Below are 19,885 nucleotides of genomic sequence, written 5' to 3'. Positions count from 1 at the left end.
CTTGTTTTAGCGTGATATTTTTTGATTTCTATGAAATTTCATCTTTTTTGTTGACAGCTAAAACGTTGACTCCTAAAGTATTTTTCAGATGAAGTTTTCGTGGCATGACGATGCTGCACGGCAGCAAGGCTTGAGGACCGGCAATCCGGCCCGCGAAGGAGTTCGAGATGGCTGAAAGGTCTTTCAAAAAAGAAGTCCAGCAGTTGCGCATCGGCGAAGGCGAAGAGTTTCGCGGCGAGGGCATCCTTGCCGTGACGAAAGGCCTGCTGCAATCCGGCGTGGGCTATGTGGCGGGCTACCAGGGTTCGCCCATCTCGCACCTGATGGACGTGCTGGCCGACGCCAACGACATCCTGCAAGAGCTGGGCGTGCATTTCGAGGCCAGCGCCTCGGAAGCCACCGCCGCCGCCACGCTTGCTGCCTCGGTCATGTACCCGATCCGCGGCGCCGTCACCTGGAAATCCACCGTAGGCACCAACGTCGCCTCCGACGCGCTGGCCAACCTGGCCTCTGGCGGAGTCACGGGCGGCGCGCTGGTCATCGTGGGCGAAGACTACGGCGAAGGCTCGTCCATCATGCAGGAACGCTCGCACGCGTTCGCCATGAAGTCGCAGATCTGGCTGCTGGATCCGCGCCCCAACCTCGAAAGCATGGTCAAGGCGGTGGAAGACGGCTTTGAACTGTCGGAAGCCAGCAAGACGCCCGTGATGCTGCAACTGCGCATCCGCGGCTGCCACGTGCACGGCCGCTTCATCGCCAAGGAAAACAAGCGGCCCGCCTTTTCGCTGGCCGAAGCGCTGGAAAGCCCGGCGCGCGATACCAGCCGCATCGTGCTGCCGCCCGCCTCGTTCCTGCACGAGCAGGAAAAAATCAAAGAGCGCTGGCCCGCCGCCATCCGCTACATCAAGGAACACAAGCTCAACGAGCACTTCGACGGCGACCAGAAAGACATCGGCCTGATCCTGCAAGGCGGGCTGTACAACGGCGTCATCCGTTCGCTGCAATTGCTGGGCCTGGCCGACAACTTCGGCAATAGCCGCATTCCGCTGTACGTCATGAACGTGACCTATCCGGTCATCGAAGACGAGGTCATCGATTTCTGCCGCGACAAGCGCGCCGTGCTGCTGCTGGAAGAAGGCCAGCCTGACTACATCGAGCAGAACCTGCATGCCGTGCTGCGCAAAGCCGGCATTGACACCCACCTGTCCGGCAAGGACGTGCTGCCCATGGCGGGCGAGTACACGACGCAAGTCATGCGCGACGGCGTGCGCGAATTCCTGAAGCGCCACCGCCCGGAATCGTTGCAGACCCATCCGGCCGTGGCGGTTGATGCGCAAGCCGAGGCCCGCCAGCTGGAAATCACCGAAGTCTCGCGCCCGAAGCCGGCCAAGCCCGTCGCCGTAGAGCAGCCCATCACCTTCCACAAGCAGGTGGAAGGCCTGGCGTCCGTCGTGCCGCCACGGCCCGCCGGCTTCTGTACGGGCTGCCCCGAACGCCCCATCTTTTCCGCGCTGACGCTGGCGCAGGAAACGCTGGGGCAGCACCATATTTCCTGTGACATCGGTTGCCACCTGTTCTCCATCCTGCCGCCCTTCAACCTGGGCGCCACCACGATGGGCTACGGCCTGGGCGCGTCCAGCGCGGCGGCCTTCAACGTGCCGGCCGCCAAGCGCCCGATCTCCATCATGGGCGACGGCGGCTTCTGGCATAACGGCCTGTCCTCGGGCATCGGCAACGCGGTGTTCAACAAGTACGACGGCGTCATCGTCATCGTCGACAACTTCTACGCCTCGGCGACCGGCGGGCAGGACATCCTGTCGTCTCGCGCCGAGAACCCCGACCGTTCCACCAACAACCCCATCGACCATGCCGTGCGCGGCGTGGGCGTGAAATGGGTGCGCACGCTGGACCGCACGTACGACGTCGCACGCGTGCGCGCCACGATCGAAGAGGCGCTGACCACCGACATCAAGGGTCCCAAGGTCATCATCGCGCAGTCCGAATGCATGCTGAACAAGCAGCGCCGCATCAAGCCGCTGTTCAACAAGGCAGTCAAGGAAGGCAAGCGGGTGGTGAAGGAACGCTTCGGCGTGGACCCCGACGTCTGCACCGGCGACCACGCCTGCATCCGCCTGTCGGGCTGCCCGTCGCTGTCGGTGAAAGACAGCGGCGACCCCTTGAAGGAAGACCCGGTGGCGCACGTGGAAAGCAGCTGCGTCGGCTGCGGCAACTGCGGCGAAGTCGCCCATGCCGCGGTGCTGTGCCCATCTTTCTACCGCGCCGACATCGTGCACAACCCGACGGGCGGCGACCGCTTCCTGGCCCGGGTACGCGGTGCCGTCATCGGTTTTCTGCAACGCCGCCGCGCGGCGCGCCTGGCCCAATACGCCCTGTAAGGACGACAGCTTCATGAACCCGGTGGCACTGCAACAAGGCAACCCGATCAAGATCGCCATCCTGGCCATGGGCGGCCAGGGCGGCGGCGTATTGGCCGACTGGATCGTCGACATGGCCGAGCACGCTGGCTGGTGGGCGCAGACGACGTCCGTGCCGGGCGTGGCCCAGCGCACCGGCGCCACGATCTACTACCTGGAATTGCTGCCCGAGGCCGACGTGCAGCGAGCCGGCCGGCCGCCGGCCCTGGCGCTGATGCCCACCCCGGGCGACGTGGACCTGGTGGTGGCCGCTGAACTGATGGAAGGCGGCCGCGCCATCCAGCGCGGCTTGGTCACCCCGGAACGCACGGTGTTGCTGTCGTCGTCACACCGCAGCTACGCCGTCAGCGAAAAATCCGCGCCGGGCAACGGCATCGCCGATCCCAACAAGGTACTGGAGGCCGGCCGCGCCGCCGCCAAGCGCTTCCTGTGCTTCGACCTGCAAGACCTGGCCGACCGCGCCGGCAGCGTCATCAGCGCCAGCCTGTTCGGCGCGGTGGCCGGCAGCGGTGCCCTGCCCTTTTCCCGCGAAGACTTCGAAGCCACCGTGCGCCGCGCGGGCCTGGGCGTAGAAGCCAGCCTGCGCGCCTTCGCGCTGGGCTTTGACGCCGCTCACCAGGCCCCGGCCCAGCCGGCCGCCATCGACCTGACGCGCCCGGTGCCCGCCGTGCCCGAGCGCGCCGCCAGCCCCAAGACCCAGGCCTTGCTAGACACCATCAAGCGCGATTTCCCCGCCTGTGCGCAGCCCATGCTGACGGCCGGCGTGCGCCGCCAGCTGGAATTCCAGGACGCCGCCTACGCCGCCGACTACCTGCGCCGCATGAAGACGCTGCGCGACCTGGACGCCCAACACGGCGGTGAGGCCCAACAGTGGGCGCTCACCTGTGCCGCGGCCCGCTATGTGGCCACGGCCATGGCCTACGACGACGTGATCCGCGTCGCCGACCTGAAGACGCGCGGCTCGCGCTTTGACCGCGTACGCCAGGAAGTGGGCGCGCGCCCGGAACAGCTGGTCTTGACGACCGACTACATGCACCCGCGGCTGGAAGAGATCTGCGGGACCCTGCCCGTACGGATGGGGCGCTGGCTGGAAGGCTCCAAGGCCTTCGGCGGCTTTGTCGAACGCCGCCTGGGCAAGGGCCGGTTGATGCAAAGCAGCACGCTGGGCGGCTTCCTGATGCTGTATTCGCTGGCCGGCATGCGGCGCTTTCGCCGCAGCACGCTGCGCCACCAGATCGAATCCGCCGGCCTGGAGCAGTGGCTGGACCTGATCGCGCGCCTGGCGCCGCAGGACTACGCCCTGGCCGTCGAAACCGTCAATTGCCGCCGCCTGGTCAAGGGCTATAGCGACACGCATGTGCGCGGCGGCGGCAAGTACCGCCAACTGATCGCCGCGGCGGCGCAACTGGTGGGCCGCCCCGATGCCGCCGACACCTTGCGCGCCCTGCGCGACACCGCGCTGGCCAACGAGAAGTGCGGCCCCATGGAACGCCAGCTGGCCGACAAGCTGGCCGCCTGACAAGAACACAGAGAGACAACCGCCGTGCAGACACTCAAACTGATCGTCCGGGAAGTCCGGCAAGAGTCGCCGCTGATCCGATCCTTCCGCCTGGCGCGCGAGGACGCCGGCCCGCTGCCCGCCTTCGGGCCGGGCGCGCACCTGAAGGTGACGGTGCCGGGCCTGCGCGACCCGCGCTGCTATTCGCTGGTGCAATTGGCGCCCCAGGCCGGGCAATTCGCCCAGCCCGTGGAATACCGGCTGGGTGTGCGGCTGGAAGAATCCAGCCAGGGCGGATCCCGCCACATGCATGGGCTTGCCGAAGGCGACGAGCTGACGGTCGAAGGCCCGAAGAACGATTTTCCGCTGCATGAATCGCCTGCGGGCGACGAGCCCGTGGTGCTGATCGCGGGCGGCATCGGCATCACGCCGGTGGCGTCCATGGCCGCCGCGCTGAAAGCCGCCGGCCGCGACTTCCATCTGCATTACTGCGGACGCAGCAAGGACCAGTTGGCCTTCCTGCCCGAACTTGCCGCCTTGGCGGGCGACGCCCTGACCGTGCATGCCGACGACGACCCCTCGTGCCGCTTCGACCTGCAAGCGTTGCTGGCCGCGGCCTCGCCGAAGCAGCACCTGTACGTCTGCGGCCCCAAAGGGCTGATCGACGCCGTCATCCACGAAGCCCGTGCACGCCACTGGCCCGACGCCCACATCCATTTCGAACTGTTCGTCACGGCCGCCCCGCAGGCCGGAGACCAGCCGTTCGAGGTCGAGCTGCGCCAATCGGGCCGCACGCTGACCATCCCCGCCGACAAGACCATCGTCGACGTCATGGAAGAAGAAGGCTGCGATCCGATGTTTGACTGCAAGCGCGGCGAGTGCGGCGTCTGCCAGGCCACGGTGCTGGAAGGCGAACCCGACCACCGCGACTACTACCTCTCGGATACCGAGAAGGCCAGCGGAAAGATCATCCAGATCTGCATCTCGCGCGCGAAGTCGGCGCGTCTGGTGCTGGACCTTTAAGGCCGGACAAGGAAGCGACCATGGCCAAATACCGCGATAACCCCGACGCCATCCGCGCCCTGTTGCGCGATACCGAAGTCCACAAGGACCTGTTCATCGACCAGGAACTGTTCGACCTCGAGATGGAGCGGCTATACGCCAACACCTGGGTCTACGTCGGCCACGACAGCCAGGTGCCCAATCCGGGCGACTACATCACCACCACCGTGGGCAACCAGCCCGTGGTGATGGTCCGCCACAGCGACAAGAGCGTGCGCGTGCTGCACAACCGCTGCCCGCACAAGGGCACGATGGTCGCGGGCGATGCCTGCGGCAACACCGGCAAGTTCTTCCGCTGCCCGTATCACGCCTGGACCTTCAAGACGGACGGCAGCCTGCTGTCGATCCCGCTAAAGAAGGGCTACGAGAACACCGGGCTGGAGAACTGCGAAGCCAGCCAGGGCATGGCGGCCGTCAAGGACGTGAAGAACCATCGCGGGTTCGTCTTCTGCCGCCTGAATCCGGAAGGCCAGTCCTTCGAGGACTTCTTCGGCGAATCGCTGTCCACGCTGGACAACATGGTCGACCGTTCGCCCGAGGGCCGGCTGGAAGTGGCGGGTGGCGTGCTGCGCTACATGCACCGCTGCAACTGGAAGATGCTGGTCGACAACCAGACCGACACCTGCCACCCCATGGTGGCGCACGAATCGTCGGCCGGCACGGCCGTGAAGGTCTGGGAACAGGCGCCGGAAGGCACGCCCAAACCCATGGCGGTGGAACTGTTCGCGCCCTTCATCTCGCCTTACGAGTTCTTCGAGAACATGGGCATCCGCGTGTGGGAAAACGGGCACGGCCACACGGGCGTGTCGGACTCCATCCACGCGTCCTACTCGGGCGTGCCCGGCTATTGGGACGCGATGGTCGCCGCCTATGGCGAGGAGCGCGCCAAGCAGATCCTGGGCGACGTGCGTCACAACACCGTGTACTTCCCCAACATCATGGTGAAGGGCCCGATCCAGACGCTGCGAGTATTCAAGCCCATCGCCGCGGACCGCACGCTGGTCGAATCGTGGACCTTCCGCCTGGTAGGCGCTCCCGACCTGCTGCTGGAACGCACGCTCATGTACAACCGGCTGATCAATGCGCCCACCTCGGTTGTTGGCCACGACGACCTGGAAATGTACGAACGCGCGCAAGACGGCCTGAATTCCCGCGCGCGCGACTGGGTGAACGTGGGCCGGCTGTACACGCCCGACGAAATCGACCAGAAGAACGTCACCACCAATGGCACCAATGAGTGGCAGATGCGCAACCAGTACCGCGCATGGGGCCGCTACATGACCGGACCGGAGTCGGTATGAGCGCAAGCGACCGCGAGTTGATCGATTTTGTCTACGCCGAGGCGCGCCTGCTGGACGAGCTGCGCTTCGAGGATTGGCTGGACCTGTACACCGAAGACGGCTACTACTGGATGCCGCTGGCGCACGGTCAGACGGACCCGAAGCTGCACGCCTCGCTGATGTACGAAGACAAGCTGCTGCTGCGCGTGCGCGTGGAACGGCTGGCCGGCCAGCGCACGTTTTCGCAGCAGCCGAAAAGCCGCTGTCACCACCTGCTGCAGGCGCCGACTATCGAACACGGCCATCCCGACTCGGCGCCCGACGAAGGCCGCCACGTCGTGCGCACCGCCTTCCACTACGTCGAAACCCGCCAGGACGCCCAAACGCTCTACGCCGGCTGGACCACGCACCACCTGGTGGAGCAGGACGGCGCCCTGCGTATCCGCTTGAAGCGCGTTGACCTCGTCAACTGCGACGCCGCGTTCGGCAACATCCAATTGTTCATGTAGGAGCGGCTTGTGAACACGACCGTCCACCAGGCTTTCCGCGACACCGCGTCGCGCCATGGCGCCCAGCCCTTCCTGTGCATCCTGCCGGAAACCGCAGCCGCCTATGGCATCGAAGCCGGCGAACTGGCCTACGCCCGCGCCGCCGACGCCATCGAGACGCTGCGCGCCGCTTATGCCCGCGCCGGCTATGGCCACGGCCACCGCGCCGGCCTGCTGCTGGAGAACCGCCCGTCGTTTTTCCTGCACTGGTTCGCGTTGAATGCGCTGGGCGTATCGGTCGTGCCGATCAACCCCGACCTGCGCGCGGCCGAACTGGAATACCTGACCGGCCACTCCGAGATCGCGCTGGCCGTCGCCTTGCCGGAACGGCACGCCGACCTGCTGGCGGCCGCCGCACGCGCCGGCCGCCCCTTGCGTGTGATGGGTCCGGACGACGCACCGCCCGCCGCGCCCTTTGCCGCTCCGCTGGGCGACACCGCCCCGACCGAACTGAGCGAATGCGCGTTGCTGTACACGTCCGGCACCACCGGCCGCCCCAAGGGCTGCATCCTGCCGAACCGCTACTTCCTGCACGCGGGCGGCTGGTACGCCCGCATCGGCGGACTGGCCGCCTTGCGTCCCGGCCAGGAGCGCATGCTGACCCCGCTGCCGCTGGTCCACATGAACGCGATGGCCTATTCGGCCATGGCCATGATGCTGACGGGCGGCTGCCTGATCCCGCTGGACCGCTTCCATCCCAAGACCTGGTGGGACAGCGTGCGGGATTCCGGCGCCACCGTGCTGCATTACCTGGGCGTCATGCCCGCCATCCTGATGAAGGCGCCGCCGTCCGACGGCGACCTGCAACCCGCCATCCGCTTCGGCTTCGGCGCAGGCGTGGACCGCAAGCTGCACGCCCCGTTTGAGGCCCGCTTCGGCTTTCCGCTGCTGGAAGCCTGGGCCATGACCGAAACCGGCGCCGGCGCCGTCATCATCGCCAACCAGGAGCCGCGCCACATCGGCACCAGCAGCTTCGGCCGCGAGGAAGACGACGTGCAAGTGCGCATCGTGACCGACGCCGGCCAGCCGGCCGCCACCGGCGAACACGGCGAACTGCTGGTGCGCCATGCGGGCGACGACCCGCGCTACGGTTTCTTCGCGGGCTATCTCAAGGACGAGGCCGCCACCGCCGAAGCCTGGCAGGACGGCTGGTTCCATACGGGCGATATCGTCCGCCGCGAGGACGACGGCGCGCTGCGTTTCGTCGACCGGAAGAAGAACGTGATCCGCCGCAGCGGCGAGAACATCTCGGCCGTGGAAGTCGAAAGCGTGCTGATGCAGCATCCGCTGGTCAAGGCCGTGGCCGTGGCCGCCGTGCCCGACGCCGTGCGTGGCGACGAAGTGCTGGCCTGCGTCGTGCCGGAATCGCTGCCCGCCGGCGATGCAGGCATCTCGGATGCCGCACGCAGCATCGTGCAGTGGTGCCTGGAACAACTGGCGTACTACAAGGCGCCCGGCTACGTCGCCTTCGTGGACAGCCTGCCGCTCACCACCACCAACAAGATCCAGCGCGGCGAGATGAAGGCGCTGGCACCCACCTTGCCCGGCACGGCACGCTGCGTCGACACGACCGGCATGAAGAAACGCCAGGAGGCGCCCCGATGAGCCGCCTGGGCTATGACGGCATTGTGGCGGCCCTGCCCGTCACGATCCCGTACGAGCGCTATTCCACGCACGCCGCCCACTGGTGGCTGGGGCGCGCACTGGGCGCGCTGATCCGGCAGTCCGGCGTGGCCAAGGCGGACGTAGATGGCCTGTGCGTGTCCAGTTTCACGCTGGCGCCCGATACCGCCGTGGGCCTGGTCCAGCATCTGGGCATGAGCCCGCGCTGGCTGGACCACATCCCGATGGGCGGCGCCAGCGGCGTGGCGGCCTTGCGCCGCGCGGCCCGCGCCGTACAGGCCGGCGACGCGAACATCGTGGCCTGCATCGCGGGCGACACCAACCACGTGGATTCCTTCCGCAACACCGTCAGCCAGTTCTCGCGCTTTGCGCAGGACGCCGTGTATCCCTACGGTGCCGGCGGCCCCAACGCCAGCTTCGCGCTGCTGACCACGAACTACATGCGCACGACCGGCGCCACGCGCGAAGACTTCGGCAAGCTGTGCGTGGCGCAGCGCGACAACGCCCTGCGCTATCCGCACGCGCTGATGAAAAAGCCGCTGACGCTGGCCCAATACCTGGACGCCCGCGTCATCACCGACCCGATCCATCTGTTCGATTGCGTGATGCCCTGCGCGGGCGCCGACGCCTTTCTCGTCATGCGCGAGGCCCAGGCTCGCACGCTGAACCTGCCGTACGCCCGCATCCTGTCCACCATCGAACGCCACAACGCCTGGATCGACGATCCCATCCAGACGCGCGGCGGCTGGACCATGGACATCGACGAGCTCTATAGCCAAGCCGGCGCCGCGCCCGCCGACATGGACTTCCTGCAAGCCTATGACGACTACCCGGTCATCAACCTGATGCAGATCGAAGACCTGGGCTTCTGCGCAAAAGGCGCCGCCCCCGCCTTCATCCGCGACAACACCTTCACCGTGGACGGCAGCTTCCCGTTCAACACCAACGGCGGCCAGCTGTCCGTGGGCCAGGCAGGCGCCGCGGGCGGCTATCTGGGCATGGTCGAGGCGCTGCGCCAGCTGACCGGCACGGCCGGCGGCACGCAGGTGGCCGATGCCCGCATCGGCATGGTCAGCGGCTTCGGCATGATCAATTACGACCGCGGGCTATGCACCGCCGCGGCCATTCTGGCCAGGAGCGACGCATGACCGAGACGCTAGCCAAACCGCCCCGGAAGAACCCGGTTGCGCGTACCCGCCAGCCCACGCTGCCGCCCGGCTGGCGCAGCCGCAGCGCATTGGGGCTGACCGCGGCCGCCGCCGAGGGCCGTTTCGACCTGCAAACCTGCGCCGACTGCGGCGCGGTGCAATACCCGCCCCGCGAAGTCTGCGGCCACTGCCTGTCCGAGCACCTGCCCTGGCGCCCGGCCGACCCCAACGGCGTGCTGCTGGTCAGCACCACCTTGCACCACAGCAACGACCTCTATTTCCGCGAACGCCTGCCGTGGCGCGTGGGCACCGTGCGCATGGACGCCGGCCCCTCGGTCGTTGCCCACGTGCACCAGGACTGCGCCGACGGCGCCCGCGTGCGGCTGGCGCTGAAGCTGGACCGCAGCGGCCAGGCCGTGATGATCGCCCTGCCAGAAAGGAACACCCCGAACATGGAAGACGACAAGACCCTGCGCGAGACCTCGTGCGACCCGAAGTTCCGCCGGGCCCTGGTCACGGACGGCAAGTCCGCGGTGGGCCAGGCCGTGGCGCGCGCCCTGCTGGATGCGGGCTGCCCCACCGTGTTCCTGGGCGATCCGCAGGCCTGGAAGCGCGACGACGCCTTCGACGCCCTGGCCGCCGACCCGCACGTGCAAACCGTCGTGATGGACGTTACCGACACGGATTCCGTCGAACGCGTGGCCGCCTCCATCGGCGGCAAGGTCGAGATCCTGGTGAACACGGCCGATCTGGAACGTGAAGGCGGCCTGCTGGGCCGCAAGGACGTGAACACCGCGCGCGACGCCATGGATGTGAACGTGCTGGGCCTGATGCGACTGGCGCAGTGCTTCGGCCCGGCCCTGTGCGGCCGCGCTGCCGACGGCGTGAACAGCGCCACCGCCTGGGTCAACGTACTGTCCATCTACGCGCACATGAACCTGCCCGCGCGCGGCATGTGGTCGGCATCCAAGGCCGCCGCGCTGTCCTTGGCGCAATGCCTGCGCGCCGAGATGCGCGGCGCGGGCGTGCGGGTGGTGAACGTGTTCCCCGGTCCGGTGGACCACGAATGGGAGCAACGCACGCCTCCGCCGCGCGTAGCCCCCGCCGCCATCGCCGCCGCCATCGTGCGTGCGCTGAAGGACGGGGTCGAAGACGTCTACGTTGGCGACGTGGCGCAGGAATTCCGCGCCCGGCTGGCCGAAAACCCCAAGGGACTGGAACGGGAACTGGGCGCCTGACGGCCCCCCCGACAACACACGAACCAAGAGGAGCAACAGCATGAGCCAGAACATTCTTGCCCAATTCATGTCGGAACTGGTGTCGGGCCGCATCGGCCTGGTGGACCTGACCGAGACCCTGACGCCGGAATTCCCCACCATCGTGCTGCCGCCGGAGTTCGGCCAGGCCTGGCCCTTCCGCATGGAAGAGATCTCGCGCTATGACGAGCGCGGCCCCGCCTGGTACTGGAACAACTTCTCGTGCTCGGAACACACGGGCACCCACTTCGATGCGCCGGCCCACTGGGTCACCGGCAAGGACCAGCCCGACAACACGGTGGACACGATCCCCATCGAGTCATTCATCGCCAGCGCCTGCGTCATCGACTGTTCCGCCGAAGCGCGCGACAACCCGGACTTCCTGCTGACCATCGATTTCGTGAAGGCCTGGGAGGAAAAGCACGGCCGCATCCCGGCGCGCTCGTGGGTGCTGATGCGCACCGACTGGTCCAAGCGCGCCAAGCCCGCCGAATACCTGAACATGCAGGCGGACGGCGCGCACTCGCCCGGCCCCGACGCGGACGTCGTGCCGTGGCTGATCAAGGAACGCGACGTGCACGGCTTCGGCACCGAATCCGTGGGCACCGACGCCGGCCAGGCCCATCACCTGAATCCGCCCTACCCCTGCCACTACTACATGCACGGCAACAACCGCTACGGCCTGCAATGCCTGACGAACCTGGATCAGCTGCCGCCCACCGGCGCGGTGATCTTTTCGGCGCCGCTGAAGATCCGCAGCGGCTCGGGCAGCCCGCTCCGCGTGCTGGCGCTGGCGCCCAAGGCCTGACCGGCCGCGGCCACAACCAACAAAGGGAATCCATGACACAAGCGAATGTTGCCCTCGTCACCGGCGGCAGCGCCGGCATCGGAGCGGAAATCTGCCGCAGCATGCTGGACGCAGGCTATGAAGTGATTTCGATGGCACGCCGCGCGGCCGACTTCAGCCATCCCCGCCTGCACAACATGCAGGTGGACCTGCTGGACGCCGACGCCACCGCCCAGGCCGGGCAGGAAGCCGCCGCCAAGTTCCCCATCAGCCACGTTATCCACAACGCCGGCGTCATCTGGCCCAACCTGCTGCCGCAGGTCACGCAGGAAGAACTGCACGGCCTGACCCAGATCCACCTGGGCGCGGCGATTGCCCTGGTGCAGGCGGCATTGCCCGGCATGCAGGAACGCAAGTTCGGCCGCATCGTGATGATGTCCTCGCGCGGCGCGCTGGGCCTTCCCACGCGTACCGCCTATTCCGCCACCAAGGCCGGCATGGTCGGCATGGCGCGCACCTGGTCGCTGGAACTGGCGCCCTACGGCATCACGGTCAACGTCGTGGCGCCCGGCCCCATCCAGACGGACATGTTCTACGAAGTGATCGAACCTGGCAGCGAACGCGAAAAGCAGCTGGCCAACGGCATCCCGGTCAAGCGCCTGGGCCGTTCGGACGACGTCGCGCGCGCCGTGATGTTCTTCGCGGACCCCGCGAACAGCTTCGTCACCGGACAGACGCTGTTCGTCTGCGGCGGCGCCAGCGTCAGTTCCATCACCATCTGAGTCCGCATTCCAACCGCCCCTTCGGGTTTTGACGGATAGGTAAGCACGGGGACCGGGTCTACAGTGCTGAGCCTTGCCCCATAGAAAGTTTAAGCAACAAGTAATTCCCGCAGTTCCCCGTTTTCTCCGTTTTCAAGTCGCACGCCCATTGCTCCCTATCCGGAGGTTTTGCCATGCTGTCGAAGAAACTCCCCCTGGCCGCGGCCGCCGCCGTCGCCGCCCTGTTCGCCCTGCCCGCCCTGGCCCAAGTCAAGGTCGGCGTGGTCACGTCTTCCACCGGACCGACCGCGCTGGTCGGCATTCCGCAGAAGAACACCGTGCCGCTGCTGCCCAAGAAGATCGGCGACCTGACGGTGGAATACATCTCGCTGGACGACGCCAGCGATTCCACCAACTCGGTCACCGCCTTCAAGAAGCTGATCTCGGAGCAGAACGTGGACGCGCTGATCGGCCCGTCGGGTTCGCCCAACGCCATGGGCGTGATCCAGTTCGCGGCCGAAGCAGGCGTGCCGATGCTGGCGCCGGTGGGCACGGCGGCCGTCGTGCTGCCCATGAACGACCAGAAGAAGTGGGTGTTCAAGACCACGCAGAACGACGACATCATCGCCCGCGCGCTGGTGGACCACATGGTCAAGACGGGCGTGAAGACGGTCGGCTTCATCGGCCTGAACGATCCCTACGGCGAGAACTGGTACAAGGTCTTCTCGGGCCTGGCCACCGAGAAGGGCATCAAGGTCACCGCCAATGAACGCTACCTGCGCTTCGACAGCTCGGTCACGGGCCAGGCGCTGAAGATCCTGGCCGCCAAGCCGGACGCCGTGCTGGTGGCCGCCCCCGGCGCCGCCAGCGTGCTGCCGCAGACGACCCTGTTCGATCAAGGCTACAAGGGCAAGTTCTACCAGACCCACGGCGCCGCGCTGCCCGACTTCCTGAAGCTGGGCGGCAAGAAGGTCGAAGGCACGGTGCTGGCCGCCAGCCTGATGCTGGTGCTGCCCGAAATGCCGGACAGCAACCCGTCCAAGAAGGTCGCCAGCGACTACATCGCGGCCTACGAAAAGCTCAACGGCTCCAAGCCCGCCACCTTCGGCGCCAACGTCTACGACGCCGGCCTGCTGCTGGAAAAGGCCGTGCCGCTGGCGGAGAAGGCCGGCAAGCCGGGCACCAAGGAATTCCGCAGCGCCCTGCGCGACGCGCTGGAACAGACCAAGGAGCTGGTGGGCACGCAAGGCGTCTACAACATGAGCGCGGCCGACCACAGCGGCTTCGACGACCGCGGTCGCGAACTCATCACCGTGAAGGACGGCAACTGGGCGCTCGTCAAGTAAGGCCTTAACCGCGGCGCGGACGGCGCAAACCGTCCGCGTTGCGCGGGCCGCCTTCGGGCCGCCCGGCATTTCCCGTCCCTGTCGGAATTTCGCATGAATGCTCAGATCGCCTTGATACTTGGGCAGGACGGCATCACCAACGGCGCGATCTACGCGTTGCTGGCGTTGTCGATCCTGCTGGTCTTTACCGTTACCCGCGTGCTGTTCATCCCCCAGGGCGAATTCGTCGCCTTCGGCGCGCTGACCATGGCGGCCATCCAGGCCGGCAAGCCCGTGCTGCTGGTCTGGCTGCTGCTGGCGTTCGCGCTGGCCGAAGCGGCTGCCGACCTGGTGGCACGCGCCAAGCGTCCGGGCCGCGCCCGCGGCCTCTGGCGTATCGCGGCCAAGGCGATCTATCCGCTGATCCTGGCGGCGCTGTTCTATCAGCTGCCGCTGGCGCAATTGCCCATGTCGGTGCAGGCGCTCTTGACCTTGATGCTGGTGGTGCCGATGGGCCCGCAGCTGTACCGCCTGTTCTACCAGCCCATCGCGTCGGCCTCGACGCTGGTGCTGCTGATCGTGTCCATCGCCGTCCATCTGGCGCTGGTCGGCCTGGGCCTTCTGGCTTTCGGCGCCGAAGGCGCGCGCACCGCGCCCTTCAGCGACGCCAGCCTGGCACTCGGCCCCATCAACATCAACAGCCAGGCGCTGTGGGTGGTGGCGGTGTCGGCGGTGCTGATCATCGTGCTGTACCAGTTCTTTGAACGTTCTATGTACGGCAAAGCGCTGCGCGCCGCCGCCTTCAATCGGCTGGGCGCACGGTTGATGGGCATTTCCCCCATCTTCGCTGGCCGCGCCACCTTCTTCCTGGCCGCGCTGATCGGCACGGTGTCGGGCATCCTCATCGCCCCCATCACCACCATGTACTTCGACTCCGGCTTCATGGTCAGCCTGAAGGGCTTCGTAGGCGCCATCATCGGCGGTCTGGTCAGCTATCCACTGGCCGCGGCCGGCGCCATCCTGGTGGGCCTGATCGAAGCCTTCTCGTCGTTCTGGGCCAGCGCCTACAAGGAAATCATCGTATTCACGCTGATCATCCCCGTGCTGCTCTGGCGCTCGCTGAAAAGCCATCACGTCGAGGAAGAAGACGAATGAACCCCCGCATCATCCTCTTCGTATTCCTGGCGCTGCTGGCGCTGGGGCCGCTGGCCTTGCCGCCGTTCTACGTGACCCTGCTGAACTACATCGGCCTGTATGCGCTGGTGGCGCTGGGCCTGGTGCTGCTGACCGGGGTGGGCGGACTGACCAGCTTCGGGCAGGCCGCCTTCGTGGGCGTGGGCGCCTACACCACGGCGCTGCTCACCACCCGCGCCGACACCCTGCCGACCTGGCTGGCCTGGCTGGGCGCCTCGCCCTGGCTGACCTTGCTGGCCGGACTGGTGCTGACGCTTTTCATCGCCTGGCTGCTGGGCGCCATCACGCTCAAGCTGTCGGGCCACTTCCTGCCGCTGGGCACCATTGCCTGGGGCCTGTCGCTGTATTTCGCCTTCGGCTCCGTCGAAGGCCTGGGCGGCCACACCGGCATCCCGGACATCCCCGCCATCAACCTGTTCGGCTGGTCGCTGAACCAGGGCGGCAGCATCTATTACCTGATCTGGGCGTTCCTGCTGATTGCCGTATGGTCCACGCAGAACTTGCTGGACTCACGCGAGGGCCGCGCCATCCGCGCGCTCAAGGGCGGGCGCGTGATGGCGGAGTCGATGGGCGTGGACACGGCACGTTCGCGCATGGTGATCTTCATCATTGCCGCGCTGCAGGCCTGCGCCTCGGGCTGGCTGTACGCGCACATGCAGCGCTTCGTGAACCCCAACCCGTTCGGCCTGCAGATGGGCATCGAATACCTGTTCATGACCGTCATCGGCGGCGCGGGGCAGGTCTGGGGTGCGCTGGTTGGCGCGGGCGTGTTCACCGTGCTCAAGCAATGGCTGCAGGACTGGATGCCCAAGCTGCTGGGCCAGACCGGCAACTTCGAGGTCATCGTCTTCGGTTTTGGCATGGTGTTGCTGCTGCACCGTGCACGCAGCGGCCTGTGGCCGGTGCTGACGCGCTGGATCCGCGTGAAGAAGCCCGTGCGCCGCGTGGACATGGACGCCGAACCCCTGCCCCGAAAGCCGATGCCGCCACGCGGCGAGGTCGTGCTCAAGGCCGTGGACGTGACGCGCAAGTTCGGCGGTCTGGTCGCCAACAATGCCATGAACTTGGAAATCCGGGCGGGCGAGATCCTGGCGCTGATCGGCCCCAACGGCGCCGGCAAGAGCACGATGTTCAACCAGATTTCGGGCGTGGACACGCCCACCTCGGGTCAAGTCACGCTGCTGGGCCAATCGGTGGCGGGCGTCGGCGCGCGCAAGATCGCGCGGCTGGGCCTGTCGCGCACCTTCCAGCACGTGCGCCTGCTCTCGCGCATGAGCGTGCTGGAAAACGTGGCCATCGGCGCCCACCTGCGCGGACATCGCGGCGTGCTGCCGGCCGCCTGGCGGCTGGACCGTCCCGAAGAATCCCGCCTGCTGGCCGAAGCGGCACGGCAGGTCGAACGGGTGGGGCTGGGCAAGCATTTGCATGACGAAGCCGGCTCGCTGGCGCTGGGGCAGCAACGCATCCTGGAGATCGCGCGCGCCCTGGCCTCCGACCCCTGCATCCTGCTGCTGGACGAGCCCGCGGCCGGCCTGCGCTATCAGGAAAAGTGCGAATTGGCCGAACTCTTGAAGAAGCTGCGTGCGGAAGGCATGGCCATCCTGCTGGTCGAGCACGACATGGACTTCGTGATGGGCCTGGTGGATCGCGTGGTGGTCATGGACTTCGGCGAGAAGATCGCCGAAGGGCTGCCCGCCGAGATCCAGCACAACCCCGCGGTGCTGGAAGCCTATCTGGGCGGAGTGGAATGATGACTGCGAAACTGCTGGAAGTGCGCGACCTGCGCGTCGCCTACGACAAGGTGGAAGCCGTGTCGGACATCAGCCTGACGGTGGGCGAAGGCCAGATCGTGACCGTGATCGGCCCCAACGGCGCCGGCAAGACCACTCTCCTGTCCGCCATCATGGGCGTGCTGCCGTCGACCGGCCAGATCGTGTTCGGCGGCAAGGCCCAGGCGCACGCCGAGATCGAGGAAATGGTGGCGGCCGGTATGAACCTGGTGCCTGAAAAGCGCGAGCTCTTCGCCGAAATGACGGTGGAAGACAACCTGATGCTGGGCGCGTTCCACCGCTTCCGTTGCGGCCTGCGCGACCAGGACAAGACGCTGGCCGAGGTCTATGAGCTGTTCCCTCGCCTGAAGGAGCGCCACGCCCAGTTCGCCGGCACGCTGTCCGGCGGCGAACGCCAGATGCTGGCCGTGGGTCGTGCGTTGATGGCCAAGCCACGGCTCTTGATGCTGGACGAACCCAGCCTGGGGCTGGCGCCGCGCATCGTGCGGGAAGTGTTCCGCATCGTCGCACGGCTGCGCGAGATGGGCGTGTCGATCCTGCTGATCGAGCAGAACGCCCGCGCGGCCCTGCAGGTGGCCGACTACGCGTACGTGCTGGAGACCGGCACCGTCACGCTGGAAGGCCCCGCGGCGCAAGTCGCGGTGGATCCGCGTGTGGTCGAGGTGTATCTGGGGCTGGGGCACGGCGCGCCGGCGGCGGCGCCTGCCTGAGGCCCGCGCCGGCGGGGCATGCGCCTACGCGACGCCGCGCCGACGGTCGCGGCGGTAGAGCGCATAACCCACGGGCCACATCGCCGCCACCATGAAGGTCGCCGCCGGGTTCGTCAGGCGGTAGGCCTGGACGGCCGTGGGCACGCCGGAGTGCTTCAGATGCAGCCGGAAACGCGTGTAGCGCGCGGCCGCCATGATGAATTCGCGTGGCCGGAAGCGGAAGAATTCCAGGTGGTGCTGCAGCATGTCCCAGGCCAGCAGGTAGAGGCCCTGCGCATTGTTGGCCACCGACACGGCGCCCTGGCTCAGGCCGCCCGGCGTGTCATGATAGGTGCGCACCACGCGGTTGATGAAGCGGCTGAGATAGCCCGCGCGCGCCACCGCCCACCACACCAGGCTTTCCGGCACGAAACCCGCCACATCCTCGGGAAACGGATATTTCCTGAGGATGTCGGTGCGCATACAGCCGAATTTCTCGCCTTTGATGCGATAGCGGAAATACACGTCCACCGCCGTGCTGTCGAACACGTCCTGCGGATAGCGGTCGCCGACGATCGTGCCGTCGGGGCGCGCGCACAGGCCGGTGACGGCCACATAGGAATCCCGCCGCGCGGGCGGAATGCTTTCCCAGGCGTCCTTGAAGGTAGCCAGCGCGTCGGGCGGCATTTCGTCGTCGCTGTCCAGGCCGACGATCAGTTGGCCGCGCGCTTCCCGCACGCCGCGGTTGAACGCGGTTTTCTTGTGTTGGTTGTTCTGCCAGACGTAGCGGATCGGAAAATCGGCGCGCGTCTGCCAATCCAGGATGGAATCGTGGGTGTTGTCGGTGGAACCATCGTCCACCACCACCCATTCGAAGTCCCTGAATGTTTGCCGGGAAAGCGATTCATACACCCGGTGCAGCGTACCCGCCCGGTTGTAGGTGGGCGTCAGAACGGTGAAAAACGTTGGTGTATCGGTCATGCCTGCTATGCCCCTTTGCGATCTCCGTGACACCGCTGCGGTCTTGGTCTTAACTGTTTTCGCCTGAAGTGTAGGGGATATGCCTGCGCTAACCGATGCCGACCCATTCGAATTTGCAATCAAATCTGTCAACCCCTGCATTTTTTGACGGGTATTCGGGACCTTTAAGCGTTGGGGCGCGCGCGGGAGTGGCGTAAACTCGGGCGGCCAAATCCGGAATGCCTATGGAAGCTTCGACCGTCCAGCTCAATGACATCGCCTTGTTCGTAGAGGTTGCCAAGCGCAAGAGCTTCAGCCTGGCGGCGCGCGCGCTGGACATGCCCACGTCGACGCTGTCGCGCCGCATCAACGAACTGGAACGCGCGATCGGCTTGCGCCTGATCAACCGCAATACCCGCAGGCTGGACCTGACCGAGGCTGGCGCGGCCTATATGCGCCGCTGCCAGGGCCTGATCGACGAAGCCCGCCTGGCGCACGAGCAGTTGCTGTCGCTGTCCGGCGGCCCATCCGGCAACCTGCGCGTGTCCATGCCCTACAGCCTGGCGATCTGGCTGCTGCCGGAAACCATCAACGATTTCACCGACCGCTATCCTGAAGTGGAGTGCGAGTTCGACCTGAGCATGATGACCGCGTCCGATGCGCAAGGCACCCCGTTTGACGTGGTGCTGCGCTTTGGCCGCAACACCGACTATCCGCTGGCCGCCATCGACACGGGCAACGGCAATGGCAACGGCGCGGCCGTGGCGCGCAGCGACGGCGCGGTGGTGCAGGAACTGGTGTCGCTGAACAATTACCTGTACGCCTCCGACCGCTACCTGGAACGCTACGGCGAACCCAAGACGCCCGCCGACCTGACGCAGCACCAATGCCTGCGCACCACCATCGACGACGCCCATTCGCACTGGACCCTGCACAACGGCACGGACAGCGAAATCGTGCCGGTCAGCGGCCATCTGGCCGCCAACAACATGAGCATCGCCGGCACGCTGGCGGGGTTGGATCTGGCCATCACACGGATGCCCCACTGCCAGGCGCTGGACCCGATCATCAAACGCAATTCGCTGCGGCGCGTATTGCCGGGCTGGTCGGTGGATCCGATCTCGATCTACGTGATTTACCCGTCAAGCATCCAGCCGGCGAAAACGCGGGCATTCATGGATTTCATCAAGCCCAAGCTGGGGCCGGCGGTGGAGTGATGGCGCGCGCGTCGCCCGCGGGTTGTTCATTCGGGCCGCGTCCCAAAAGAAAAATCCCCGCACAGCTTGCGCCGTGCGGGGATTTTTTCAGATCAGGGCGTTGATTAGACGCGCTTGATCTTTTCCAGCATCTTGAAAACACCCTTGGGCGACTTGACGAACAAGCGCTTGAAAGCCTTGCCCAAGCAACGGCGTTCCAGGGTGTTACGACGCACGCGTTTGCGTTCAGCCATGTTGATTCTCCTGTTGAATTTGCGGAAAGTGGCCCGCACAACCGGAAATAGGGCTGGCGGAAAAAATTCGGATAACTTG

The 19,885-nt window shown here is 66.5% G+C and carries 17 protein-coding genes; 15 read left to right on the top strand and 2 right to left on the bottom strand.

The features are described from left to right. Positions 1 to 167 precede the first annotated feature (167 nt). From AC3WMU_RS19865 to AC3WMU_RS19800, 14 genes are all read left to right on the top strand, one after another. Positions 168 to 2,396 carry a ferredoxin family protein gene (locus tag AC3WMU_RS19865; protein WP_006226424.1) on the top strand — a complete coding sequence of 743 codons (2,229 nt, stop codon included), beginning with the start codon at positions 168 to 170 and terminating at the stop codon, positions 2,394 to 2,396. A gap of 13 nt (positions 2,397 to 2,409) precedes the next feature. Beyond that, positions 2,410 to 3,954: an indolepyruvate oxidoreductase subunit beta family protein gene (locus AC3WMU_RS19860; protein ID WP_006226423.1), complete on the top strand. Its 1,545-nt coding sequence runs from the start codon at positions 2,410 to 2,412 to the stop codon at positions 3,952 to 3,954. 24 nt (positions 3,955 to 3,978) lie between these two features. Beyond that, positions 3,979 to 4,956 carry a PDR/VanB family oxidoreductase gene (locus AC3WMU_RS19855; protein WP_454676202.1) on the top strand — a complete coding sequence of 326 codons (978 nt, stop codon included), beginning with the start codon at positions 3,979 to 3,981 and terminating at the stop codon, positions 4,954 to 4,956. Positions 4,957 to 4,976: 20 nt separating this feature from the next. Further along, on the top strand, positions 4,977 to 6,296 hold the full coding sequence (locus AC3WMU_RS19850) for an aromatic ring-hydroxylating dioxygenase subunit alpha (protein ID WP_006226421.1): 1,320 nt from the start codon (positions 4,977 to 4,979) through the stop codon (positions 6,294 to 6,296). Further along, positions 6,293 to 6,784 (top strand): aromatic-ring-hydroxylating dioxygenase subunit beta, encoded by a 492-nt coding sequence (locus tag AC3WMU_RS19845; RefSeq protein WP_006226420.1) that lies wholly within the window; start codon positions 6,293 to 6,295, stop codon positions 6,782 to 6,784. Before AC3WMU_RS19850 ends, AC3WMU_RS19845 begins: the two co-directional genes overlap by 4 nt. A 9-nt stretch (positions 6,785 to 6,793) precedes the next feature. Further along, positions 6,794 to 8,428, top strand: coding sequence for an AMP-binding protein (locus AC3WMU_RS19840; protein ID WP_427955647.1), 1,635 nt, complete (start codon positions 6,794 to 6,796; stop codon positions 8,426 to 8,428). Further along, positions 8,425 to 9,594, top strand: a complete 1,170-nt coding sequence (locus tag AC3WMU_RS19835; protein ID WP_280025901.1) for a thiolase family protein — start codon at positions 8,425 to 8,427, stop codon at positions 9,592 to 9,594. The genes AC3WMU_RS19840 and AC3WMU_RS19835 overlap by 4 nt, the downstream gene beginning before the upstream one ends. Further along, positions 9,591 to 10,832 (top strand): SDR family NAD(P)-dependent oxidoreductase, encoded by a 1,242-nt coding sequence (locus AC3WMU_RS19830; RefSeq protein ID WP_492282861.1) that lies wholly within the window; start codon positions 9,591 to 9,593, stop codon positions 10,830 to 10,832. Before AC3WMU_RS19835 ends, AC3WMU_RS19830 begins: the two co-directional genes overlap by 4 nt. Positions 10,833 to 10,872: 40 nt before the next feature. Continuing rightward, on the top strand, positions 10,873 to 11,658 hold the full coding sequence (locus tag AC3WMU_RS19825) for a cyclase family protein (protein ID WP_006226416.1): 786 nt from the start codon (positions 10,873 to 10,875) through the stop codon (positions 11,656 to 11,658). Between the two features lie 32 nt (positions 11,659 to 11,690). Beyond that, on the top strand, positions 11,691 to 12,419 hold the full coding sequence (locus AC3WMU_RS19820; protein WP_006226415.1) for an SDR family NAD(P)-dependent oxidoreductase: 729 nt from the start codon (positions 11,691 to 11,693) through the stop codon (positions 12,417 to 12,419). A 173-nt stretch (positions 12,420 to 12,592) separates the two neighbouring features. Continuing rightward, on the top strand, positions 12,593 to 13,744 hold the full coding sequence (locus AC3WMU_RS19815) for an ABC transporter substrate-binding protein (RefSeq protein ID WP_006226414.1): 1,152 nt from the start codon (positions 12,593 to 12,595) through the stop codon (positions 13,742 to 13,744). A gap of 93 nt (positions 13,745 to 13,837) precedes the next feature. Then, complete coding sequence (locus AC3WMU_RS19810; RefSeq protein ID WP_006226413.1) at positions 13,838 to 14,878, top strand: branched-chain amino acid ABC transporter permease; 1,041 nt, start codon at positions 13,838 to 13,840, stop codon at positions 14,876 to 14,878. Then, a complete protein-coding gene (locus AC3WMU_RS19805; RefSeq protein WP_006226412.1) occupies positions 14,875 to 16,668 on the top strand; it encodes a branched-chain amino acid ABC transporter ATP-binding protein/permease in 1,794 nt (597 codons plus the stop codon). The genes AC3WMU_RS19810 and AC3WMU_RS19805 overlap by 4 nt, the downstream gene beginning before the upstream one ends. After that, a complete protein-coding gene (locus AC3WMU_RS19800) occupies positions 16,668 to 17,417 on the top strand; it encodes an ABC transporter ATP-binding protein (protein ID WP_492283044.1) in 750 nt (249 codons plus the stop codon). The genes AC3WMU_RS19805 and AC3WMU_RS19800 overlap by 1 nt, the downstream gene beginning before the upstream one ends. 24 nt (positions 17,418 to 17,441) lie before the next feature. Here the strand turns inward: AC3WMU_RS19800 and AC3WMU_RS19795 are convergent, their stop codons facing one another. Then, positions 17,442 to 18,377, bottom strand: coding sequence for a glycosyltransferase family 2 protein (locus tag AC3WMU_RS19795; RefSeq protein ID WP_006226410.1), 936 nt, complete (start codon positions 18,375 to 18,377; stop codon positions 17,442 to 17,444). A 224-nt stretch (positions 18,378 to 18,601) separates the two neighbouring features. Between AC3WMU_RS19795 and AC3WMU_RS19790 the strand changes: the two genes are divergently transcribed. Continuing rightward, entirely contained in the window at positions 18,602 to 19,573 is a 972-nt protein-coding gene (locus AC3WMU_RS19790) for a LysR family transcriptional regulator (protein ID WP_006226409.1), read from the top strand. 104 nt (positions 19,574 to 19,677) lie between these two features. Here AC3WMU_RS19790 and AC3WMU_RS19785 read toward each other — a convergent pair whose 3' ends face one another. Then, a complete protein-coding gene (locus AC3WMU_RS19785; RefSeq protein WP_006226408.1) occupies positions 19,678 to 19,806 on the bottom strand; it encodes a hypothetical protein in 129 nt (42 codons plus the stop codon). Positions 19,807 to 19,885: the final 79 nt, after the last annotated feature.

It is taken from the genome of Achromobacter sp. FW305-C-13, from assembly GCF_058783475.1.
This window is presented reverse-complemented; position numbering and strand designations above follow the sequence as displayed.

Bases quoted from the DNA above. Each gene is read 5' to 3' on its own strand.
- AC3WMU_RS19820 (WP_006226415.1), top strand. From the start codon at position 11,691: ATGACACAAGCGAATGTTGCCCTCGTCACCGGCGGCAGCGCCGGCATC.
- AC3WMU_RS19805 (WP_006226412.1), top strand. From the start codon at position 14,875: ATGAACCCCCGCATCATCCTCTTCGTATTCCTGGCGCTGCTGGCGCTG.
- AC3WMU_RS19810 (WP_006226413.1), top strand. From the start codon at position 13,838: ATGAATGCTCAGATCGCCTTGATACTTGGGCAGGACGGCATCACCAAC.
- AC3WMU_RS19845 (WP_006226420.1), top strand. From the start codon at position 6,293: ATGAGCGCAAGCGACCGCGAGTTGATCGATTTTGTCTACGCCGAGGCG.
- AC3WMU_RS19860 (WP_006226423.1), top strand. From the start codon at position 2,410: ATGAACCCGGTGGCACTGCAACAAGGCAACCCGATCAAGATCGCCATC.
- AC3WMU_RS19800 (WP_492283044.1), top strand. From the start codon at position 16,668: ATGACTGCGAAACTGCTGGAAGTGCGCGACCTGCGCGTCGCCTACGAC.
- AC3WMU_RS19795 (WP_006226410.1), bottom strand. From the start codon at position 18,377: ATGACCGATACACCAACGTTTTTCACCGTTCTGACGCCCACCTACAAC.
- AC3WMU_RS19835 (WP_280025901.1), top strand. From the start codon at position 8,425: ATGAGCCGCCTGGGCTATGACGGCATTGTGGCGGCCCTGCCCGTCACG.
- AC3WMU_RS19830 (WP_492282861.1), top strand. From the start codon at position 9,591: ATGACCGAGACGCTAGCCAAACCGCCCCGGAAGAACCCGGTTGCGCGT.
- AC3WMU_RS19815 (WP_006226414.1), top strand. From the start codon at position 12,593: ATGCTGTCGAAGAAACTCCCCCTGGCCGCGGCCGCCGCCGTCGCCGCC.
- AC3WMU_RS19790 (WP_006226409.1), top strand. From the start codon at position 18,602: ATGGAAGCTTCGACCGTCCAGCTCAATGACATCGCCTTGTTCGTAGAG.
- AC3WMU_RS19850 (WP_006226421.1), top strand. From the start codon at position 4,977: ATGGCCAAATACCGCGATAACCCCGACGCCATCCGCGCCCTGTTGCGC.
- AC3WMU_RS19825 (WP_006226416.1), top strand. From the start codon at position 10,873: ATGAGCCAGAACATTCTTGCCCAATTCATGTCGGAACTGGTGTCGGGC.
- AC3WMU_RS19865 (WP_006226424.1), top strand. From the start codon at position 168: ATGGCTGAAAGGTCTTTCAAAAAAGAAGTCCAGCAGTTGCGCATCGGC.
- AC3WMU_RS19785 (WP_006226408.1), bottom strand. From the start codon at position 19,806: ATGGCTGAACGCAAACGCGTGCGTCGTAACACCCTGGAACGCCGTTGC.